The following is a 20,219-nucleotide window of genomic DNA, read 5'->3' on the forward strand; positions in this document are numbered from 1 at the left end:
TCGGCTTCTCCTAAACGGTTTCGGTGGCCGTGGCGGCGAGCGCGGGGGCCGGCTCCTCGGCGGCGGGATCGCCGGCCCGAAGACGCTTGACGAGCGGAAGGACGAACGGGAGGTACGTGGCCAGGGCGGCGAGACCGGCCGCGGTCAGGCCGAGGAAACCGTCGCCGAGCCAGCGGTGCACGAGCCAGGCGACCACGCCCATCGCGAGGCCGCCCAGCGCCGGGCGGACACAGCTGAGCAGGATCGCGCGGGCCGGGATGCCGAGCCTCACCAGCGCGACCAGGAACACCGGGGCGACCAGCAGACCGGCCACCACCACGTGCCCGGCCGCGACGCCGGACACGCCCCACGGGTGCGCGAACAGCACCAGCACGGGGGTGAGCGAGAGCAGCCACCACGCCTGCATCAGCATGAGCGTCTTACGGACCCGGGTGGCGAGGCAGTCGTACGCCAACTCGACCGCGACCCGCAGCAGCCCCAGCGCCACCAGGAACCGCAGCGGCAGGCCGGCGGCCGCCCACTGGTCGCCGTAGACGAACGTGATGATCGGTGTGGAGAGCACCCCGAGCACCACGCAGATCGGCACGGCGGCCGCGATGACGAGGCTGAACGCGCGGAGGAAACCGGCCGCGAACCGTTCCGGCGACTCGTCGGCGAGCCGGGAGAAGCCGGCGAACGACACCCGCCGGGCGGTCTCCGACACCATCCGCACCGGCCAGCTCGACATGTTGAACGCCATCGCGTACACCCCGACCGCGGCCGGCCCGAGGACCGAGCCGACGACCACCGTGTCCACGTTGACGATGCCGAGGGTCAGCAGGCTCGCCGACGCCAGCGGGAAGCCGTACCGGATCAGGCTCTTCGCCTGGCCGGTGTCCCAGCCGAAGCGGAGCATGCCGGGCGCGCAGAGCCCGAAGCCGACCAGGGCGACCAGGTTGCCGATCAGCGAGCCCCAGGCGAAGCTCATCGCGCCGACTCCGGCCGCCGCGAAGGCGATCATGGCGCCGGTGCTGACGGCGAAGTTCAGGATGTCCACCACGGTGCGCTTGAACTGCTGGAACTCGCGGTTGAGCAGGCCCAGCGGGACACACGCGATGCCGTCGATGATCACGCTGATGCAGAGGACCCGGAGCATCGTGGTGGCTTCCGGGGAGCCGAGCAGCGAGGCCACGGTCGGCGCGGTGAGATAGAGGACCACGTACAGCGCGGTGCTGCTGAGCGTCGAGATGGTGAGCACGGTCGGCGCGAACCGCCGGATGTCGCCCTCCCAGCGGACCAGCGCGAGGCTGACGCCCATCTCGTTGAGCGACAGCAGCATGGCCAGCACCAGCAGGCCGACCGCGTAGAGACCCCACTCGTACGGCCCGAAGAAGAGACGCGCCAGGATGACACCGGACGCGAACGTGCCGACCCGGCGGACGATGGTGTTGATCAGGCTCCACCGGGCAGCCGTCGCCACCCGCCTGTTCAAATCCGTCACTGTCAGGGTTCTCCGATTCTCGCCATCTCACGGCGCGCCACGCTCAGGTATGCACCCGACAGGCCCAGCATCAGGAAAGTGGATCCGGCCACGATCGGGAAGCTCAGCGTGTCGAATGTGGCCGTTACGACGAGCATCACGAACCCGACGGCCACAAAGGCCTGACCGGTCTCCCGGCGCTCCTCGGCGGCGAACCGGCGACGGCCCGCGCCGCCACAGTGGATCATCGTGATGTAGAGCGCGACGATCGCGATCACCCCGACGATGCCGATCTCCAGCCGGGCGAGCAGGTACTGGTTGTCGGTGAAGCGGTACAGGTCGGGCAGGAAGGTGCCGGGGCCGCGACCGAACCACTCGTGCCCGGCGATGAAGCCGTCCACGTCCTCGCTGGTGGCGGTCCGCGAGTTGGTGCTGTCGTCACCGCCGTCCAGCATCGCGCTGAACAGGCCGATCAGGGTGCCGATCAGGCCGGGCACGACGACCCGGGTGGCGCCCAGCGCCGGGATCAGCACCAGCAGCGTCCTGCCCACCCGGTCGGACTTCCAGGTGACCATCAGCGCGATCATGACGATGCCCAGGCCGATCACCGAGGTCCGGGACACGGTCATCACCGAGGCCAGCGCGATCAGGGCGACCGGCACCCACTTGCGCCAGGCGCTACGGTCCCCGCCGTGGAAGGCCTGCGCGATGGCGAACGGCAGCGCGGTCACCATGGTGGTGGCCAGTTCCAGGGTGTTCGACGCGGTGGAGGTGGGCCGGACGAAGTCGCCGCGGCTGATCAGCTCGACCGCCGCGTTCGACTGGAAGCCGGGGATCACGATCCAGGACGTGAGGCTCTGCTTGAGCAGGAACTCCGCCATCCCGACCGCGGCCATCACCGCGCAGCAGCGGACGAACAGGCGCAGCAGCCGGTCGATCTGCCGGTACTCGGTCAGCGACGTGGTCAGCAGGATCAGGGGCAGCCAGATCATCAGTTGCAGCAGGGCCCGGTCGGCGGCGCTGTACTCCATCACGTCGGCGTCGCGCCGGCCGACCGCCACGTACGCCAGCAGCACCGCCACGCTGTATCCGAGCAGCGCGAGCCGGGGCAGCCGGGTCCCCTCGGCCGGCTGGACCCGGCGCATCAGCCAGCTCACCGCGTACCACAGCAGGGCGACCAGCAGGAACAGGTTGGCCACCGTGCCGGTCGCGCCGATGCTCGGCACCACCAGCCGGGCCGGGACGATCAGCAGAAGGACGATGTAGACGGCCAGCAGCGAGTCCGGGCCCAGTCGGCGCAGGCGCTGCTGCGATCGGTAGAGACGGCCCTGCTTGGCGGGAGCGGCCGGGTGGCGGGTGGTGGCGCGCGCCTCAGCTGCCGTTGACCCGGTTGGCATCCTGGCCCCTGCGGTCCACCCCGGACTGGTAGGTCCGGGAGAGCGGCGGATTCGCCCCCTGCTGCTGCGGCACCACCAGCCGCTGCGTCTTCTCGGCTCCGGACGGAGCGGCGGGCGGCGGGGATGCCTGGAACGGCTGCCTCGGGGGTGGCAGCGGCTGGGACGGGGGAAGCTGCGGCGGCACGGGCAGCTGCGCCGGCGCGGCCGGGCCCTTCGCCGGATGCGGCGCCTTGGGCGGGACCTGGATGACCACGGTGCCCTCGATGTCGGCCGGCGCGGCGGCCGAGCCGGTCGCCGGAGTGGTCTCCGGCGCACTGCCCGCGGCCAGCGCCTTGCGCCGCTTGCGGGCGCGGCTGACGCTCTCCACCACGAAGGCGATGATCAAGCCGAGCGCGGCGACACCGCCGCCGACCACGATGACCGGCTGGAGTTTCTCCTTGGTCAGCGTCTCGGGTTTCTGCGGCGGGATGACCTGGGTCAGCTTGATCCGGTCCCGCTCGTTCACGCCGTTCTCCACCTGGATGTCCAGGAGCGTGCTGTCGGCGTACTCCGCCAGCTTGGCGGCCGAGTCGAGCAGGTGCGCGCGGTCGTCGCCGGTCAGCGTCAGGGTCAGGAACGGGCCCTGGGCGTTCTCCGCCAGGGCGACCGTGTACTCCTCGGTGATGCCGCGGTCCTTCAGCGCCAGCACCGTGTCGGTGGACTGCAGCCGGCGGCCGAGGAAGTCGGCGGTGGCGACGAGCGAGCCGTTGAAGTTCAGGAACGGGTTGTCCTGGCCCTGGGTCGCGGCGGTGGTGGCGGCGGGCGCGCTGAGCAGACTGACCATGGTGTACGTCGAGTAGGTCGTGGGCACCATGGACCAGGTGGCGCCGCCCAGGCCCACCGCCAATGCCAGCATCGGCACGACGATGTACCAGCGCGAGCGCAGAATGCTCAGGATCTCGCCGAGGTCCACGGACGCCTCTCCAAAATTCCCGCCAGGACGTCTTCAGTCGCCACGGATTCCACAGCGGAGCGCCACCGATGTGGCCCCCCGACACACGATCGCCAAGCTATACGACGATCGCGATGCTGGCTATCGGCAGTCGGGCCGGGCCAGAGGTTGACAAGCTTCGACTCGACCGGCTAGAGCGGAGCGATGTTTCTGTCCGACATGGCCGGCGTACTCAAGCGCCGCTGGTACGTGATCCTCGCCGGGGCGGTGATCACGGCCGCCTCGGTGCTGCCCGCGGCCCGCACCCAGGATCGTTTCCTCGCCTCCGAGGTCCTGATGATCCAGCCGCCGGTCTCACACTACGCGCCGAACCCGGTCACCGGCCTCTACCCGTCGATCGCGATCACCGCGGCCGCGGTGGCGAACCGGCTGAACACCGCCGACTCCCAGGAGATGTTCCGGTCCAAGGGGGTCATCGGCACCTACCGGTTCGAGCCGCGCAACACCGGGACGCGGCAGCAGCCGCGGTACGTGATCGGATCGATGTCGATCACCAACATCAGCACCGACGAGGAGGGCGGCCTGCACTCGATCAAGGTGCTGCGCACCACCTTCGAGCAGGAGCTGGACGCCATGCAGGACGAATGGAAGGTGAAGCGGGATCTGCGGATCACGGTGGCGCCGCTGGTTCCGCCGTCGTCGACGCTGCTGACCCACTCGCCGATCCGGTCGGTGATGGGCGTGGGCCTGATCGGCATGCTCGTCACCGCGGCTGTCGCAATGTGGACAGACGAGTTCGCCCGCCGTCGGCGTAGGACCGTCGCCACGCCACTGTCCTCGGCAGATTCACCGCATTGGACCGAACCACTGGTCCGTTCAGCCCTCTAGCTGTGTACGACGCGGCATGTCTACGTGAGCGCTTCTCTGAAATGTTGTTCGCGTCGACAGTGCCGAACCGGGGGGAACAGTTGTGAAGGACCGGCGACCCAGTGTCGCGATTCTGGTGGCGAACCTGCCCGCCGAGAAGGATCGCCGGGTCATCCGCGAATGCCTCAGCCTGGAAGCGGCCGGGTTCGACGTGACCGTGATCGCCCCGCGCGGCGATCGCAGCCTCACCGTCCTGCCCGGCAGTGATCGCACCCGGCTGCGGCCCTACCCGGTGATCATGTACGGCAGCGGCGTCCTGTCGTTCGCCGCCGAGTTCCTCTGGTCGTTCCTGTGGATCGCGATCAGGCTGGCCGGCGAGATCGTCCGCGGCCGGGCCCAGGCGGTCCAGGTGTGCAACCCGCCGGACGTGTACTTCCCGCTCGCGTGGGTGCTGCGGGCGCTGGGCCGGCCGTGGGTGTTCGACCACCACGACCTGTCGCCGGAGGTCTACGTCTCCCGCGGCGGCGACCCGAACCCGCTGGTCTCCAAGCTGCTGGTGGCCTTCGAATGGTTGACGCTGCGCTCGGCCACCGAGGTGTTCGCCACCAACGAGTCGTTCAAGGACAACGCCGTACGCCGCGGGGTGCGCCCGGAGAAGGTCACGGTGGTCCGCAACGGGCCCGCTCACGCCGAGATCGCGGCGAAGGCCGCCTCCTCGCCCGGCGACGAGGGCCTGCTCAAGGTGGTCTATCTGGGCGTGTTCGGTCCGCAGGACAACGTCGAGGGCGCCGTCCTGGCCGCCGAGGAGCTGGCCCGGCGGCGCGGCCGCAGCGGCTGGCGGATGATCCTGGCGGGCGACGGTGAGACCGCGTCCGCGCTGCGCAAGCTGACCGCCGAACGCGGTCTCACCGACGTCGTCGAGTTCACCGGCTGGCTGAACGGCCCGGAGGTGGACGCGCTGCTGCGCGACGCGACCGTGGCGATCCAGCCGGACCTGCCGACCCGGATGAACCAGCTCTCCACCATGGCCAAGACCGTGGAGTACCTGGGCCGTGGCGTGCCGGTGGTGGCCGCCGACCTGATCGAGACCCGGGCCACCGTCGGCGACGCCGGCGTCTACGTGCCGAACGGTACGCCGCTCGAGTTCGCCGAGGCGATCGACGCGCTGCTCGACGACCCGCAGGCGCGGCAGCGGATGCACGAGATCGGCCGTGAGCGGTTCCGCGACTTCCTGTCCTGGGAGCACCAGGCCGAGAAGTACGTCGCGGTGTGGCGGCGCCTGCTCGCCAAGCGCCTGCCGCGCGAGGCCCCCACGGCCCCCACGGCCCGCATCCCGTCGCCGCGCAAGCCCGCCGACGAGACCACCCGGGCCGAGCCGTGACCAGTGTGGTCATCGCCGCCCACAACGAGGCCGCGGTGATCGGCCGCTGCCTGGACGCGCTGCTGGCCGAGGCGGCGCCGGGCGAGTTCGACGTGACGGTCGCCGCGAACGGGTGCACCGACGACACCGTGGCCGTGGCCGCCGACCGGGGCGTCCGCGTGCTGGATCTCCCGGAGCCCGGCAAAACCGGCGCCCTCAACGCCGGCGACGCCGCGGCCGTGGGTTTCCCCCGCGTCTATCTGGACGCCGACATCGTGCTGAGCACCGCCGGGCTGCGCGAGCTCGCCGCCGCGGTGACCGGCCCGGTGCCGGCCGCCACCGCGCGCCGCGAGCTCGACCTGACCGGCCGTCCGCTGCCGGTCCGTGCCTACTTCAGCGTGCACCGGCACCTTCCCGCGCTGCGTACCGGGCTCTTCGGCCGCGGCGTGATCGTGCTGTCGGAAGCCGGCCGCGCCCGGTTCGACCGTTTCCCGGACATGGTCGCCGACGACCTCTTCGTCGACTCGCTCTTCACCCCGGAGGAGAAACGCCAGGTGGAGACGGTCCCGTCGGTGGTGGCGACACCCCGCAGGACCGGGGATCTGATCCGCCGGCTGATCCGGGTCCGGGCCGGCAACGCGGCGTTGCGGGCGGCGGCCGCGCGGGGTGAGATCTCCGCTGCGGTACGGCCGTCGAGCGGTTCCTCCTGGCTCAAGGACGTCGTGCTGCGCCGCCCGTGGCTGGCTCCCGCCGCCGTCGCCTACGTCGTGATCACCCTGTACGCGGCGGTGCGGGCCAAACGGCGCCCGGACACCGGCTGGGGACGCGACGAATCGACCCGCCAGGAAGAAGCGAATGCCTGAGCACGTCAACATCCTGTTCCACGGCATCGGCGAGCCGCAGCGCGAGCTGGAGCCGGGCGAGGACGCGTACTGGATCACCGAGGGCGCGTTCACCGCGATCCTGGACGAGGTCACGTCCTGGCCGGACGTGTCGCTGAGCTTCGACGACAGCAACTCCTCCGACGTCACCGTCGCCCTGCCCGCCCTGCTCGACCGCGGCCTGACCGCCGAGTTCTTCGTGCTGGCCGGCCGCCTCGGGCAGCCCGGCAGTCTCGGCGAGAAGGACCTGCGCGCCCTGGTGGACAGCGGGATGCCGGTCGGCAACCACGGCATGTGGCACCACCCGTGGCGGGGCATGTCCGCCGCGACCACCCACGAGGAGCTGGCCGAGGCCCGGGACCGGATCGCCGCGGCGATCGGCCGCCCGGTGACCCGGGCGGCCTGCCCGCTGGGCCGCTACGACCGGGCCACCCTGTCGTCGCTGCACCGGCTCGGCTACACGACGGTCTTCACCAGCGACCGCCGTCCCGCCGTGCCGGGCCGCTGGCTGCAGCCCCGATTCAGCGTCTACCGCGACGACACCCCGGAGTCGGTGCGGCTCGCGGTCCAGCGCTCACGGCGGATTCCAGTCCGGCTGCGCAACGCGGCAGCCGGACTGGTGAAGCGCCTGCGTTAGTTCGTGGCCGGAGCAGGCGTCGCGAGCAGCTGGTCGTCGACGACGGCGGTCTGGCCGGACGTCACGGTGTAGGTCGCCGCCGACGCGAAGTCGGGCTGCTGGGGCGCGTACTGGGTGGCGCCGTCAGCGGTGGTGAACTGCACCTTGTAACGGCCCGGCGCCAGGGTGCCGGTGAGGTCGTAGGCGCCGTTCTCGTCGGTGGTCCGGTAGTGGCCGACGGTGGTGTCCACGTTGATGACGGTGACGTACACGCCGGCGGCCGGCGCCCCCGCGGCGTCGGTCACCCGGCCGGTGATGCCCGCGGCCGCGACGGCCCGGTCGTTGACGCGCAGGGTCTGGCCGGGGCGCACGAAGAACCGGGTGGCCTCGGCCGGGTCGAAGGTGTGCGGCACGTACTGGTTGACGACACCCACGGTGTAGTCGACGGTGAAGGTCGCGTTCGGCTTGACCTTGATCCGGTAGGTGCCGTCGGCCGCGGTGACGGTGGCGCGCGGGTTGGCGGTGTCCACGTTCGTCGCGGTGACCGGCGCGTTCGCCAGCGGCGCGCCGTCCGGGCCGAGGAGCCGGCCGGCGATGGTCCCGGCGGTGGTGACGGTGCTGGTGGCGTTGGTGTCACGGTTCGCCCGCACCTGATAGACCTTGGCCTGGCTGACGTCGGAGATGCGGCCCGGCGCCCACTCCGACCAGCCGCCCAGGCCGATCTGCAGCCGGTAGGCGCCCGGCTCCAGCCCGGTCAGCCGGAACCGGCCGTCGGCGTCGACCGACCGCTCCTGGGACGGGTCGATGCGGCCGTCGAGGAAGACCGAGACGGTGGCGTCGGCGACGACGGCGCCGCGGCCGTCCCGGACCACACCGGACAGGCTGCCGGCCGGGTCGGCGGCGAACGCCGGGCCGGCGACGGCGGTGGTGGCGGCGGTCATCCCGGCCAGGGCGGTGGCCAGGACGATGCGGCGGGTCATGCGGCTGTTCTGCATCGTGGATCCCCTTCGGTGCGGCGCCCCCGTGCGGCGCGCCTGTTTCGTTCGTCGCTTGGTGCGATGCGCCCGCGGACCACCGAGTTCGGAGATCTTGGTAACGGATCGATAACGGAAGCGACGCCCGATGCCGAGAGGTCCGCCCGCCCGGTCAGGACCGTACGACGCTGGCGGGACCCGGAGTCTCGCGCAACCGTGCCGGGCTCAGCAGATCCCGGGTGGCGGCCCGGCTGGGCCGTTTGCCGAGGGCCGCCCGGCTGGACTCGCGCAGCAGCAGCGCGGCCCAGAACGCCCCGGCCCGCACCCGCCCGTGCCGGCGCCGGAACAGCCGCACCTTGTTGAGGGTGAGCAGCGCCCACAGCCCCGGCGACACCCGCGAGTCGCCTTCCAGGTGGACGGCGCGGGCGTCCGGGACGTACCGGGTGCCCAGCCCGGCGTCGCGGGCCCGCAGCGAGAAGTCGGTCTCCTCGGAGTAGAGGAAGTACGACTCGTCCCACGGCCCGCACCGCTGCCAGCATTCGGCGCTGATCAGCATGGTGGAGCCCTCGGCCCAGTCGGTGAACCGTTCCGCGGCGTACAGCCGCTCGTCCGCGACGACCTCGCCGAGCAGCGGGAACCGCCCGGCCCGCCGGGCGCCGAGGACGGCGTCGCCGAGCGTCCGCAGCACGCTCGGCTCACGGCGCTGGGTGTAGATCAGCCGCCCGTCGCCGTCGACGATGTTCGGCACCGCCACACCGGTGCCGGGCTCCTTCAGCGCCTCCAGGAGCCGGGCGATGCAGCCGGGCCCCAGCCGCACGTCCGGGTTGAGCACGAGGATCGCGTCGTGCGCGGGCGACGCGGCGACCGCCGCGTTGATGCCGGCCGCGTACCCGGCGTTGCGGCCCATCTCGACGACCGTCGCGGCCGGGGCCAGCCGGCGGACCGCCGCGACGCTGCCGTCCCTGGAATCGTTGTCGGCCACGGTGAAATGCCAGTCCAGCCCGTCGAGGCCGGCCTGGAGCCCCTCGACGAGGTCGGCGATCAGCCGTTCGCTGTTGTAGGTGACGACCGCCACCAGAACCGTCATCGGGCGGCCAGCCTCGCCTTCAGTCCGCGGAGCACCCGGCCGGTGCGCCCGCTCTTGAGCTTCTCCCCCAGTGCGCCCTGCCGGACCGACCGGGACACCGCGGATTGGGTACGCCGTACCGCGGTCACCGTCCAGGACCGGCCGACCCGCCCGGCCGCCACCGGCGTCTCGTCGTTGCTCAACCGGGTCTTGTACAGCGCCTCGGACTTGCCGAGGTCGATCGTCGCGATGCCGTCCGCGGCGCCGGCCTCGGCCATCCGCAGGCACAGCAGGATGCCGGCGGAGTAGCGGGACAGATCGACGTCGTACGACGGGAACCAGTAGGCGAGCACCGACTCGCTGCGCAGCCCCAGGTGTGCGGCGACCGGCCGGTCCCCGGCGTAGACCGTCGACACCACCGCCCGGCAGTCTCCGGACTGCGACGCCAGCAGCTCCTCCAGCACGCCCTCGATCCACGGGGTGGTGAACCGGTCGTACTGCTGGGTGCGCCGGTACTGGGCGCCCTTCCAGGCGCGCAGCGCGGTCAGCGCGGCCGGGTCCCGATCGTCCCAGACGAACCGTTCCTCGCCGACCTCACGGACCATCTTGCGCTGCTTGCGCAGGGTCTGCTTGACGACGTCGCCGGCCCGGTTGCGATCCTCGACGTACGCGGCATAGCCGTCCCCGAGATTCATCAGCGGCGACCCGGTGGTCTCGGTGTGGAACCGCGCGAACGGCCGCTGCCCGGCCATCAGATGGTCGAACTCCCACACCGGAAGACGGCAGGCCCGCAACAGCCCGATCGCGTCCCACTCCAGGCCCGCCCGGTGAACGAGTCCCTGACAGTCGCTGATCCCGGCGCCGACCGGCACCCCGACCACCCGGTTGCGCACCTCGAACGGGAAGAACCCGGCGAGGCCGCCCCCGTCCTCGATGACGGCGACCCGCGCGGCCGGGCGCCGGCGGGCGACGGCCACGGTGAACTCCGGCGCCAGGAACGGGTTCTGCAGAACCGGCTGATCCTTCCGGAACTGACGCCAGGCGGCCAGCTCACCGGGGCCCAGCTCATCGGGGCGGACCACGGAAATCTTCACTGTTCGTTACGCTCCTTGCACGACGGGCCTACCGAGGGCCCGGTACTCCCAGCCGGCCGCACGCCAGCTGGACGGGTCGAGGGCGTGCCGGCCGTCAACGATCTTCCGGCGCCGCACCACCGCGGCCATCGCGGACGGCTCGATCTCCCGGAACTCGTTCCACTCGGTCAGCAGCGCCACGACGTCGGCGCCGCGGGCGGCGTCCAGGGCGCTCGTCGCGTACGCCAGCTCCGGGTGTGCCCGCCGGGCGTTGTCCATCGCGGCGGGATCGTAGACGACGACGTGGGCGCCCGCGGCACGCAGCGTCGCGGCGACGTCGAGGGCCGGCGCGTCCCGGATGTCGTCGGAGTTGGGCTTGAACGCCGCGCCGAGCGCGGCGATCCGCTTGCCCGCCACGTCGCCGCCGCAGATCTCCACGACCATGTCGACGGTCCGGGCCCGGCGGCGGCGGTTGATCCCGTCGATCTCGCGCAGGAACCCGACGGCCTGCCCGACGCCCAGCTCCTCGGCCCGGTGCGCGAACGCGCGGATGTCCTTGGGCAGGCAGCCGCCGCCGAAGCCGAGCCCGGGCCGCAGGAACCTCCCGCCGATCCGCTCGTCGTAGGCCAGCGCCTCGGCCAGGTCGTGCACGTCGGCGCCGGTCGCCTCGCAGATCTCGGCCATCGCGTTGATGTAGGAGATCTTGGTGGCCAGGAACGAGTTGGCCGCGACCTTCACCAACTCGGCGGTCTGCAGGTCGGTGACCTTGACCGGCACGCCCTGGGCGAGCACCGGCTCGAACACCTCCCGCAGCCGCTGCTCGGCCCAGGCCGAGGTGACGCCGAAGACCATCCGGTCGGGTTTCATGGTGTCGTCGACGGCGAAGCCCTCGCGCAGGAACTCCGGGTTCCACGCCAGCTCCACCCGGTCCCCGGCCGGCGCCAGGCCGTGCAGCAGGTCGGCGAGGCGGGCCGCGGTGCCGACCGGCACCGTCGACTTGCCCGCCACCAGGACGCGGCGGGTCAGGTACGGCGCGAGGGTGGTGACGGCCGCGTCGACGTACGTCAGGTCGGCGGCCTCCGAACCGCTCTGCTGCGGCGTGCCCACGCAGATGAAGTGCACGTCGCCGAACGCGCCGGCCTCGGCGAACGAGGTGGTGAACCGCAGCCGCCCGGACTCCAGGGCCTTGGTGAGCAGTTCGGGCAGGCCGGGCTCGAAGAACGGCACCCGCCCCTGGTTCAGCGTGTCGACCTTGGACGCGTCGACGTCGACGCCGAGGACCTCGAAGCCCATGACCGCCATGCAGATCGCGTGGGTGGCGCCGAGATAGCCGGTGCCGATCACGGTGACGCGCATCAGTAGGCCCCCGAACTGCGCACCACAGCGCTCACGGTACGGAACAGAATGGCCAGGTCCATGGTGAGCGACCAGTTCTCCACGTAGCTCAGGTCGAGCCGGATCGACTCCTCCCAGGACAGGTCGGACCGGCCGGACACCTGCCACAGGCCGGTCAGCCCGGGTTTCACCACGAGCCGGCGGCGCATGTCGGCCGGATAGTCGGCGACCTCGCGGGCCAGCGGCGGGCGCGGCCCGACCAGGGACATGTCGCCCTTCACCACGTTCATCAGCTGGGGCAGCTCGTCGACGGAGAACCGGCGCAGCCACTTGCCGACCGGGGTGATCCGCGGATCCTCCCGCATCTTGAACAGCGCCCCGTCGTGGTCGTTGAGGTTGCCGAGCTCGAACAGCTTCGTCTCCGCGTCGACCTGCATGGTGCGGAACTTGTAGAGCGTGAACGGCTTGCCGTCCCGGCCGACCCGCTCCTGCTGGAAGATCACCGGGCCGCGCCCGCCCCGGCCGAACCGGACCAGGGCCGCGACCACCGCCAGCAGCGGGGAGGCGAGCATCAGCAGCGTCAGCGCGCCGACCCGATCGAACATCTCCTTGACCGCGCGGGCGCTGCCCTTCAGCCGCGGATGCTCGACGTGCAGCATCGGCAGGCCGTCGACCGGCCGGATGGTGGTCCGGTCGCCGGCCACGTCGACCAGCGTGCTGGCCACGATCAGGTCGATGTCGTCGCGTTCCAGCTGCCAGGCGAGCCGGCGCAGCGCCGGGCCGTCGATCTCCGGGCAGGCGAGCACGACGACGGTGTCGGCGTCGGAGCGGGCCACCGCGGTGGCGACGTCGTCGAAGGAGCCGTAGACCGGCGGCAGCCCGGCGACGGCGCTGGTCCGCGAGCCCGGCGGCAGGCAGGCACCGATCACGCCGAGACCGTGGTAGCGCTCCCGGCTGAGCCGGCGGGTGGTGTCGACGACCGCGCGCTCGTGGCCGACCAGGACCACCCGGTTCAGCCGCTGGCCACGGCCCCAGGCCCGGTGCAGGCGCTGGCGGAAGACGTACCGGGCGCCGAGGCTCACCAGGATCGCCAGCGGCATCGCGATCACCACGTAACCGCGGGCCAGCCGGAGATCGAAGGCGAACGAGACGAGGGCGAGGGCGGCGGTGAGCCCCAATCCGGCACGGAATACGCGGGCGTACTCCTCGGTGCCGACGAAGAGATGGCGTGACTCGTACGCCCGGTTGAACACCAGGCAGGCGATCCAGGCGATCGGGAAGAACAGGGTGAGCAGAAGATAGTCGCGCTGATGGCTCGAGACGCTGTCGGCGCCGAACCGCAGCAGCAGTGCCCACGAGGCCGCGCTCAATCCGACCACGAAGTCGATGAGATAGAGGGTCAGGGCGTACCGGCTCTGCCATCCGGAACGGGCCCGGCTCGCCCGGGATCGGGCCTTGAGCTGGGAGGCCGTCGCCGCCAGGTCGACGGTCTCCAGGGATTCAATTGTCTGCACGCCTCTGCCCCCATCAGCGTTGCAACCGATTCATGAACACTCACCCCGGCACTGGACGGCGCCGGGAACGTCCCACGAGTGAAACCCCGAGGACACATGAGACAGACTCTCAATGCGGCACGGCCCGCGCTACAGCTTTCCGTTCGGCAGCGATGACGATTCGGAGGATGCGGGGAACCGATACGGCGCAAGCTGTCCAATGAGGACTTTCGGACATTATCGGTTATCGAATGTCGTCAATCTGACGCAATGATTCGACGAAGTCGTTACAAACGTCGAAACGAGGCAGCAGGCCGCTCTCCACGGCCTCCGCCAGCGTCGGCGCCTCGGCGTCCTTGGCGGACAGTACGGGGTCGTCCACCGGCCAGGCAATGCCCAGCTGCGGATCCAGGGGGTGCACCCCGTGCTCCCGTCCCGGCTGATAGGTGGACGAGCAGAGGTACGCCACCGTGGCGCCCTCGCTCAGCGCGCAGAAACCGTGACCCAGACCCTCGGCGAGATAGACGGCCCGCCGGTTGTCGTCGTCCAGCTGCACCGCCTCCCACGCGCCGAACGTGGGCGACCCGGTCCGCAGATCCACGATCACGTCGAGGATCGAGCCGGCCACGCACGTCAGATACTTCGCCTGACCGGGCGGCACATCGGCGAAGTGGATGCCGCGGACCACGCCGCGGGCCGAGGTCGACAGGTTCGCCTGGGCCAGGTCGAGCGGATGCCCGACCGCCTCGGCCAGATGGTCGAACCGGTACCACTCCAGGAACCGGCCCCGGGCGTCGCCGTGCTGCACCGGCGTGATCTCGAAGGCGCCCTCGATCGTCAGCGGCCGGATCTTCACCGGAGGCCACCGTCCAGGAGCCGGATCAGGTACTGGCCGTACCCGCTCTTCAGCAGCGGCTGTGCCAGCTCGCGCAACTGCCCGTCGGCGATGAAGCCGGCCCGCCAGGCCGCCTCCTCCACACAGCCGATCTTCAAACCCTGCCGCTCCTCGATCACCCGTACGTACTCCGAGGCCTGCACCATCGACTGGAACGTGCCGGTGTCCAGCCAGACCGTGCCCCGGTCCAGCACCGTCACGTCGAGCCGGCCCTGGCGCAGATACTCCTCGTTCACCGCGGTGATCTCCAATTCGCCACGCGCGCTGGGCTCGAGCTGATCGGCGATCTTCACCACGTCGGCGTCGTAGAAGTAGAGACCGGGCACCACGTACGTCGATTTGGGACGCTCCGGCTTCTCCTCGATGGACAGCACCCGGCCGGCGCCGTCGAACTCGACCACGCCGTACCGCTCGGGATCGGCCACCGGGTAGGCGAAGACCCGCCCGCCGGACGGCTCGGTGAAGCTGTTCACACCGTGGAAGATGTTGTCGCCGAGGATCAGCGCCACCGGCTCGTCGCCGATGAACTCCGCACCGATCCGGAACGCCTGGGCGATCCCGTCCGGTCTCGGCTGAACCGCGTAGGTCAGGTCGAGCCCGAACCGGCCGCCGTCCCCCAGCAGGCGCTGGAAGTGCGGCTGGTCCTCCGGGGTGGTGATCACCATGATCTCCCGGATCCCGGCCGACACCAGAGTGCTCAGTGGGTAGTAGATCATCGGTTTGTCGAAGATGGGCATCAACTGTTTGGACATGGCCATGGTGATCGGCCAGAGCCGGGAACCGGTACCTCCGGCGAGCAGAATTCCGCGCACCGGGCGACCCTAAACGGGGGTGGTGAACGTCTACACTCGCCACTCGTGCAGATTTTCGTGACCGGTGGTGCCGGTTTCATCGGATCGGCCTACGTCAGGGCCCTCTTGCAGGACGAGTACGCAGGTGTGACCGGCTCGTCGGTGACCGTCCTGGATCTGTTGTCCTATTCGGGCAATCGTGCCAACCTGCCCCTGTCGGATTCCCGACTACGATTCGTACAGGGCGACATCTCTGATTCCGGACTACTCCGCGAGCTACTTCCCGGACACGACGCGATTGTGCATTTCGCGGCCGAATCACACGTGGACCGGTCTATTTCGGGCGCATTGCCGTTCGTCACCACGAATGTCGTCGGAACGCAGATTCTGCTCGACGCCGCCCGTGCGGCGGGCGTCGGCCGGTTCGTGCACGTCTCCACCGACGAGGTGTACGGGTCGATCGACGAGGGCTCCTGGACCGAGACGTGGCCACTGGCGCCGAACTCGCCGTACGCCGCCTCCAAAGCCGGCTCCGACCTGCTCGCCCTCGCCGCCCACCGCACCCACGGCATGGACGTGGTGGTCACCCGCTGCTCCAACAACTACGGGCACCACCAGTTCCCGGAGAAGGTCGTCCCGCTCTTCGTGACCAACCTCCTCGACGGCAAACCGGTCCCGCTCTACGGCGACGGCGGCAACGTCCGCGACTGGCTGCACGTCAGCGACCACTGCCGGGGCATCCAGCTGGTCCTGGAGAAGGGCCGGCCCGGCGAGGTCTACAACATCGGCGGCGGCACCGAGCTGAGCAACCGCGAGCTCACCGGACGGCTCCTGGAGGCCTGCGGCGCCGGCTGGGACATGGTCCGCCCGGTCACCGACCGCAAAGGCCACGACCGCCGCTACTCCCTCGACATCACCAAGATCGGAGACGAGTTGGGGTACGCCCCGCAGGTCACCATCGACGAGGGCCTGGCCGCCACCGTCGCCTGGTACCGCGACAACCGCTCCTGGTGGGAGCCGCTGAAGTCCCGGGCCGGCCTCTGATGCGCTGGCTGATCACCGGCGCGGGCGGCATGCTCGGCCGCGACCTGCAACGCGTCCTGGCCGAACACGGCGAGACCGAGGTGGCCGCCGCCACCCGCGCCGACCTGGACATCACCGACCCCGCCCGGGTCCGCGAGGCGGTCGCCGGCGCCGACGTCGTCCTGAACGCCGCCGCCTGGACCGACGTCGACGGCGCCGAAACCGACGAGGACGCCGCCACCGCCGTCAACGGCCACGGCGCCCGCCTGCTCGCCGCCGAAGCCGGCAAGCGCCTGATCCACGTCTCCACCGACTACGTCTTCGACGGCGCCGCGACCGCCCCCTACCCGGAGGACACGTCGCACGCGCCGGTCAACGCCTACGGCCGCGGGAAGGCCCTGGGCGAGGCGGCGGTGCTCGGCCACGGCGGCTACGTGGTCCGGACCGCCTGGCTCTACGGCGAACACGGCCCCAACTTCGTCCGGACCATGCTGCGCCTCGCCGCCGACCGGGACACCCTCGACGTGGTCGACGACCAACTCGGCCAGCCCACCTGGTCCTACGCCCTGGCCCAGCTGCTGGTCGACCTGTCGCACGCCGCGATCGACGGCCGTGCCGCCCCGGGCGCCTACCACGGCACCGCCGGCGGCTCGGTCACCTGGTGCGGCCTGGCCCGCGCGGTCTTCATCGAGGCCGGCCTCGACCCCGACCGCATCCGGCCGACCACCAGCGACCGTTTCCCCCGCCCGGCCCGCCGGCCCGCCTACAGCGTCCTGGGCCACTCCCGATGGTCCGGCACGGGCGTCGCCCCGCTCCCGCACTGGCGGACCATACTCACTCAGGCGATGCCCCGCCTGCTCCGCTGATCTCCCCACCCGCCACGTTCCGGGACGTCCGTACCACGGACTGGCGAGCCCCGCCGAGATCCGGGGAGCGCGCCGCACGTGACGAAGGCGACAGCGTGCCGGGCGGGGACGCTTCAGACTCATCGGGTGGATCTCGATCATGCGGCCCTGCTCGTCGCCGGCGGTGTCGGGTCCGGGCTGACCGGCTCGATGGCCGGGCTCGCCTCGCTCATCAGCTATCCGACGCTGCTGGCGGTCGGGCTCCCGCCGATCGCCGCCAACGTGACGAACTCGGTGGGCCTGCTCGCCAGCGGCGCCGGTTCGGCCGCCGGCTCCCGCCTCGAACTGCGCGGCCAGGGCCCGCGGATCCTGCGGCAGAGCTTCTTCGCGCTGCTCGGCGGCGTCGCCGGGGCCGTGCTGCTGATGAACACCGCGGCCGAGGTGTTCGAGCGGATCGTGCCGTTGCTGATCGCCCTGGCCGCCGTCGTCCTGCTGCTGCGCGACCGGCTGCGCGGCTGGTACACCCGGCCGAAGGCCCGCTTCGCCCAGCCCCCACTGGGTCTCGCGGTGTTCCTGATCGGCATCTACGGCGGCTACTTCGGCGCCGCCGCCGGCGTGCTGATGCTGGCCGTGATGTCGATGTCGGTGGTCGAACCGCTCGCCGTGACGAACGCGGTCAAGAGCGTCGTGCTCTGCGCCGCCAACTTCGCGGCCGCCGCCCTGTACGCCGTCGTCGCCCCGGTGAACTGGACGGCCGCCCTGCTTCTCGGCTTCGGCTGCCTGATCGGCAGCTGGATCGGCCCGGCGCTGGTGCGGCGTACCCCCGAACGCCCGCTCCGGATCGTGATCGCCGTCGCCGCCCTGGCCCTCGCCGGCTACCTCTGGCACGACGCGACCGGCTGACCTCAGTCGAGGTGGTTGAGCGCGGCGTACCGCCCGCGAGCAGGGGGACGCCGTCCGGCCCGGGCCGCCAGGCGCCGTGCACGGCGAGCCGGTCGATGCCGCGGGTGGCGAAGGTCCGGGCCACGTGCTGCTGCTCCTGACCGAGAACGTGCACCGAGGTTCAGACCGGCTTCGTAGCGGTGGACGGCGGAGAATGCGACAGTGATCCGATGACGATCCGGGTGGCGATGTGGTCCGGTCCGCGCAACATCTCCACCGCGATGATGCGCAGCTTCGGCTCCCGCGCCGACACGGTCGTCGTCGACGAGCCGCTGTACGCGCACTATCTCGCCTTGACCGGTCTCGATCACCCCGGCCGGGAGGCGATCCTGGCCGCCCAGCCGACCCGCTGGCAGGACGTGGCCGCCGCGCTGACCGGCCCGGCCCCCGGCGCACCCGGCGTGCAGTACCAGAAGCACATGGCGCACCACCTGCTCCCCGCGATCGGCCGGGACTGGCTGGGCGGCCTCACCCACGCCTTCCTGATCCGCGACCCCGGGCACGTGATCACCTCGTACGCCAAGGTCCGCGGCGAACCCACCCTCGACGACCTCGGCTACCCGCAGCAGCTGGAGATCTTCCGGACGTTCGGCGGCCCGGTCGTCGACGCCGCCGACGTCCTGCATGACCCCGAGCGCACCCTCGGGCTGCTCTGCGACGCCCTCGGCATCCCCTTCGACCCGGCGATGCTGCACTGGGCTCCCGGCCCGCGACCGGACGACGGCGTCTGGGCCCCTTTCTGGTACGCCGCGGTCCACGCCTCCACCGGCTTCGCCCCCTACGACCCGTCCCCCGCCGACGTCCCCGCCCACCTGCGCCCGCTCGCCGACGCGGCCCGCCCCTACTACGAGGAACTGGCCGCCCTCCGCCTGACCTGACAGAGTGGCCACATGAGATGGATGCTGCTCGTCGCCGGCGTCCTGCCGGCCTTCGTCGGCGCGGTCTGGACCCTCCAGGGCCTGGGCGTCCTCGGCGGCAGCTCGATGACCGGCGACACCACCTGGGCCCTGATCGGCCCCGTCGCCGCCCTCCTCGGCGCCGCCCTGATCGTGGCCGGCTTCCGCCACTCCCGCCGCCGCTGACCCCGGCACCCCCGCCGCCGGCCGGCGCCTCAGACGTCGAGCACCCGCACGCCGTGCGTGGCCGCGTGCTCCTGATAGATCTTCGCGATCCGCCTGGTCAGCTCGCCCACCTCGCCGTCCCCGATCCGGCGCCCGTCGATCGTGGTGACCGCCGCGATCTCCCCCATCGTGCCGGTGCAGAACACCTCGTCCGCCGCGTAGAACTCGGTCAGCGACACATCCCGCACCACCGCCGGGACGCCGTGCACGGCCGCCAGGTCCAGCACCGTCTGCCGGGTGATCCCTTCCGGGCATGCCGCCGTCGTCGGCGTGACCAGACCCGCACCGATGACCGCGAACAGATGGGTGGCGTTGGTCTCGGCGACGAACCCCCGCCCGTCCAGCATCAGCGCATCGTCCGCCCCGGCCGCGTTCGCCTCGATCTTGGCCAGGATCGAGTTCAGCAGATTGTTGTGGTGGATCTTCGGATCGAGCACGTCCGGCGAAGGCCGCCGCACACTCGACGTGACGAGGGCCAGCCCACCGGTGTCGTAGACCGGCGCCTTGTGCTCGGCCAGCACGATCAACGTCGGCCCCGCCTGGTTGAGCCGCGGATCCATCCCGCTGGTCACCTTGATCCCACGGGTCAGGGTGAGCCGTACGTGCACCCCATCGGTCATCTCATTGGCCCGCAACGTCGCCGCGATCGCCGCGATGATCGCCTCATCGCCGGGGATCTCCGCGAACCCGAGCGCCAGCGCCGACCGCCGCAACCGTGCCAGATGCTCCGTCAGCCCGAAGATCGCGCCCCGATAGAGCCGCAACCCCTCCCACACCGCGTCCCCGCCCTGCACCACGGAGTCGAACGGCGACAACCCCGGCCGGCTGCGATGCACCAGCTCCCCGTTGACCCAGTAGAGGACATCAGCGTTCCGCTCGTCATACCGCTGCAGCATCGCCCCAGCATAGGCGCGCCACCGACCCCCGATCCGGGCCCCACTCACGGCCTTCCCTGCTCACAAACCCTATTCCGGTACGCCGTGAGCAGCCCCGACCGCACCACCCCTTCCACACGGGACCCGCGACATCCGAACAGAACCGTCCGCGCAGCCCGCAGATCTTCCCCGGCTGGTCGTCACGTCTGCCTCGCCCGCTCCGAGACGGCCAGAAGAGCCAGCCGGGGTTTGCCAGCTGGTCGACACTGCCGCCT

The 20,219-nt window shown here is 71.2% G+C and carries 20 protein-coding genes; 9 read left to right on the plus strand and 11 right to left on the minus strand.

The features are described from left to right. Window positions 1–10: 10 nt before the first annotated feature. The 3 genes from Aut01nite_RS15470 to Aut01nite_RS15480 are packed head-to-tail and all read right to left on the minus strand — an operon-like array spanning window position 11 to window position 3,808. Window positions 11–1,480, minus strand: a complete 1,470-nt coding sequence (locus Aut01nite_RS15470) for an oligosaccharide flippase family protein (RefSeq protein WP_083999912.1) — start codon at window positions 1,478–1,480, stop codon at window positions 11–13. Between the two features lie 2 nt (window positions 1,481–1,482). Then, window positions 1,483–2,856 (minus strand): O-antigen ligase family protein, encoded by a 1,374-nt coding sequence (locus tag Aut01nite_RS15475; protein ID WP_052164465.1) that lies wholly within the window; start codon window positions 2,854–2,856, stop codon window positions 1,483–1,485. Next, window positions 2,831–3,808, minus strand: coding sequence for a YveK family protein (locus Aut01nite_RS15480; protein WP_043531913.1), 978 nt, complete (start codon window positions 3,806–3,808; stop codon window positions 2,831–2,833). The genes Aut01nite_RS15475 and Aut01nite_RS15480 overlap by 26 nt, the downstream gene beginning before the upstream one ends. A gap of 183 nt (window positions 3,809–3,991) precedes the next feature. On the opposite strand from Aut01nite_RS15480, the gene Aut01nite_RS15485 reads away from it, so the two are divergent. The 4 genes from Aut01nite_RS15485 (at window position 3,992) to Aut01nite_RS15500 (ending at window position 7,532) form a co-directional block, all read left to right on the plus strand. Further along, the gene (locus Aut01nite_RS15485) at window positions 3,992–4,675 is read left to right on the plus strand and encodes a hypothetical protein (protein WP_043531915.1); all 684 of its coding nucleotides are present in this window, start codon (window positions 3,992–3,994) and stop codon (window positions 4,673–4,675) included. An 82-nt stretch (window positions 4,676–4,757) separates the two neighbouring features. Beyond that, complete coding sequence (locus Aut01nite_RS15490; RefSeq protein WP_043531917.1) at window positions 4,758–6,035, plus strand: glycosyltransferase family 4 protein; 1,278 nt, start codon at window positions 4,758–4,760, stop codon at window positions 6,033–6,035. Continuing rightward, a complete protein-coding gene (locus Aut01nite_RS15495) occupies window positions 6,032–6,877 on the plus strand; it encodes a glycosyltransferase family 2 protein (RefSeq protein ID WP_043531919.1) in 846 nt (281 codons plus the stop codon). Before Aut01nite_RS15490 ends, Aut01nite_RS15495 begins: the two co-directional genes overlap by 4 nt. After that, window positions 6,870–7,532, plus strand: coding sequence for a polysaccharide deacetylase family protein (locus tag Aut01nite_RS15500; protein ID WP_043531921.1), 663 nt, complete (start codon window positions 6,870–6,872; stop codon window positions 7,530–7,532). Before Aut01nite_RS15495 ends, Aut01nite_RS15500 begins: the two co-directional genes overlap by 8 nt. Here the strand turns inward: Aut01nite_RS15500 and Aut01nite_RS15505 are convergent. The 7 genes from Aut01nite_RS15505 to rfbA all read right to left on the minus strand — a co-directional run bounded on the left by Aut01nite_RS15505 (window position 7,529) and on the right by rfbA (window position 15,159). Further along, window positions 7,529–8,506 carry a carboxypeptidase-like regulatory domain-containing protein gene (locus Aut01nite_RS15505; protein ID WP_043531923.1) on the minus strand — a complete coding sequence of 326 codons (978 nt, stop codon included), beginning with the start codon at window positions 8,504–8,506 and terminating at the stop codon, window positions 7,529–7,531. The genes Aut01nite_RS15500 and Aut01nite_RS15505 overlap by 4 nt on opposite strands. 151 nt (window positions 8,507–8,657) lie before the next feature. Next, window positions 8,658–9,572: a glycosyltransferase gene (locus Aut01nite_RS15510; RefSeq protein ID WP_043531925.1), complete on the minus strand. Its 915-nt coding sequence runs from the start codon at window positions 9,570–9,572 to the stop codon at window positions 8,658–8,660. Next, window positions 9,569–10,645, minus strand: a complete 1,077-nt coding sequence (locus Aut01nite_RS15515; RefSeq protein ID WP_052164466.1) for a GNAT family N-acetyltransferase — start codon at window positions 10,643–10,645, stop codon at window positions 9,569–9,571. The genes Aut01nite_RS15510 and Aut01nite_RS15515 overlap by 4 nt, the downstream gene beginning before the upstream one ends. Window positions 10,646–10,651: 6 nt before the next feature. After that, entirely contained in the window at window positions 10,652–11,980 is a 1,329-nt protein-coding gene (locus Aut01nite_RS15520) for a UDP-glucose dehydrogenase family protein (RefSeq protein ID WP_043531927.1), read from the minus strand. After that, entirely contained in the window at window positions 11,980–13,473 is a 1,494-nt protein-coding gene (locus Aut01nite_RS15525; RefSeq protein WP_043531929.1) for a sugar transferase, read from the minus strand. Before Aut01nite_RS15525 ends, Aut01nite_RS15520 begins: the two co-directional genes overlap by 1 nt. A 223-nt stretch (window positions 13,474–13,696) precedes the next feature. Beyond that, window positions 13,697–14,308, minus strand: a complete 612-nt coding sequence (gene rfbC, locus Aut01nite_RS15530; protein WP_043531931.1) for a dTDP-4-dehydrorhamnose 3,5-epimerase — start codon at window positions 14,306–14,308, stop codon at window positions 13,697–13,699. Continuing rightward, window positions 14,305–15,159, minus strand: a complete 855-nt coding sequence (gene rfbA / locus Aut01nite_RS15535; RefSeq protein ID WP_043531933.1) for a glucose-1-phosphate thymidylyltransferase RfbA — start codon at window positions 15,157–15,159, stop codon at window positions 14,305–14,307. Before rfbA ends, rfbC begins: the two co-directional genes overlap by 4 nt. A 45-nt stretch (window positions 15,160–15,204) precedes the next feature. Here rfbA and rfbB point away from each other — a divergent pair, with 45 nt between their 5' ends. From rfbB to Aut01nite_RS15560, 5 genes are all read left to right on the plus strand, one after another. Further along, the gene (rfbB, locus tag Aut01nite_RS15540; RefSeq protein WP_043531935.1) at window positions 15,205–16,182 is read left to right on the plus strand and encodes a dTDP-glucose 4,6-dehydratase; all 978 of its coding nucleotides are present in this window, start codon (window positions 15,205–15,207) and stop codon (window positions 16,180–16,182) included. Then, complete coding sequence (gene rfbD / locus Aut01nite_RS15545) at window positions 16,182–17,027, plus strand: dTDP-4-dehydrorhamnose reductase (RefSeq protein ID WP_173476736.1); 846 nt, start codon at window positions 16,182–16,184, stop codon at window positions 17,025–17,027. Before rfbB ends, rfbD begins: the two co-directional genes overlap by 1 nt. A gap of 126 nt (window positions 17,028–17,153) precedes the next feature. Continuing rightward, window positions 17,154–17,909 (plus strand): sulfite exporter TauE/SafE family protein, encoded by a 756-nt coding sequence (locus tag Aut01nite_RS15550; RefSeq protein WP_043531937.1) that lies wholly within the window; start codon window positions 17,154–17,156, stop codon window positions 17,907–17,909. A gap of 209 nt (window positions 17,910–18,118) precedes the next feature. Beyond that, window positions 18,119–18,826 (plus strand): sulfotransferase-like domain-containing protein, encoded by a 708-nt coding sequence (locus Aut01nite_RS15555; protein ID WP_043531939.1) that lies wholly within the window; start codon window positions 18,119–18,121, stop codon window positions 18,824–18,826. Between the two features lie 12 nt (window positions 18,827–18,838). Continuing rightward, window positions 18,839–19,030: a hypothetical protein gene (locus Aut01nite_RS15560; protein ID WP_043531941.1), complete on the plus strand. Its 192-nt coding sequence runs from the start codon at window positions 18,839–18,841 to the stop codon at window positions 19,028–19,030. Between the two features lie 29 nt (window positions 19,031–19,059). Here Aut01nite_RS15560 and Aut01nite_RS15565 read toward each other — a convergent pair whose 3' ends face one another. Then, window positions 19,060–19,965 (minus strand): aminotransferase class IV, encoded by a 906-nt coding sequence (locus Aut01nite_RS15565; protein WP_043531943.1) that lies wholly within the window; start codon window positions 19,963–19,965, stop codon window positions 19,060–19,062. Window positions 19,966–20,219 lie beyond the last annotated feature (254 nt).

It is taken from the genome of Actinoplanes utahensis (genome assembly GCF_016862455.1).
In the GTDB taxonomy this organism is placed as follows: Bacteria; Actinomycetota; Actinomycetes; order Mycobacteriales; family Micromonosporaceae; genus Actinoplanes; species Actinoplanes utahensis.

Excerpts from the sequence above, each read along its gene's own strand:
- Aut01nite_RS15565 (WP_043531943.1), bottom strand. The coding sequence starts at position 19,965 with ATGCTGCAGCGGTATGACGAGCGGAACGCTGATGTCCTCTACTGGGTC.
- Aut01nite_RS15560 (WP_043531941.1), top strand. The coding sequence starts at position 18,839 with ATGAGATGGATGCTGCTCGTCGCCGGCGTCCTGCCGGCCTTCGTCGGC.
- Aut01nite_RS15500 (WP_043531921.1), top strand. The coding sequence starts at position 6,870 with ATGCCTGAGCACGTCAACATCCTGTTCCACGGCATCGGCGAGCCGCAG.
- Aut01nite_RS15510 (WP_043531925.1), bottom strand. The coding sequence starts at position 9,572 with ATGACGGTTCTGGTGGCGGTCGTCACCTACAACAGCGAACGGCTGATC.
- rfbD (WP_173476736.1), top strand. The coding sequence starts at position 16,182 with ATGCGCTGGCTGATCACCGGCGCGGGCGGCATGCTCGGCCGCGACCTG.
- Aut01nite_RS15555 (WP_043531939.1), top strand. The coding sequence starts at position 18,119 with ATGACGATCCGGGTGGCGATGTGGTCCGGTCCGCGCAACATCTCCACC.
- Aut01nite_RS15485 (WP_043531915.1), top strand. The coding sequence starts at position 3,992 with ATGTTTCTGTCCGACATGGCCGGCGTACTCAAGCGCCGCTGGTACGTG.
- Aut01nite_RS15505 (WP_043531923.1), bottom strand. The coding sequence starts at position 8,506 with ATGCAGAACAGCCGCATGACCCGCCGCATCGTCCTGGCCACCGCCCTG.
- Aut01nite_RS15475 (WP_052164465.1), bottom strand. The coding sequence starts at position 2,856 with ATGCCAACCGGGTCAACGGCAGCTGAGGCGCGCGCCACCACCCGCCAC.
- Aut01nite_RS15520 (WP_043531927.1), bottom strand. The coding sequence starts at position 11,980 with ATGCGCGTCACCGTGATCGGCACCGGCTATCTCGGCGCCACCCACGCG.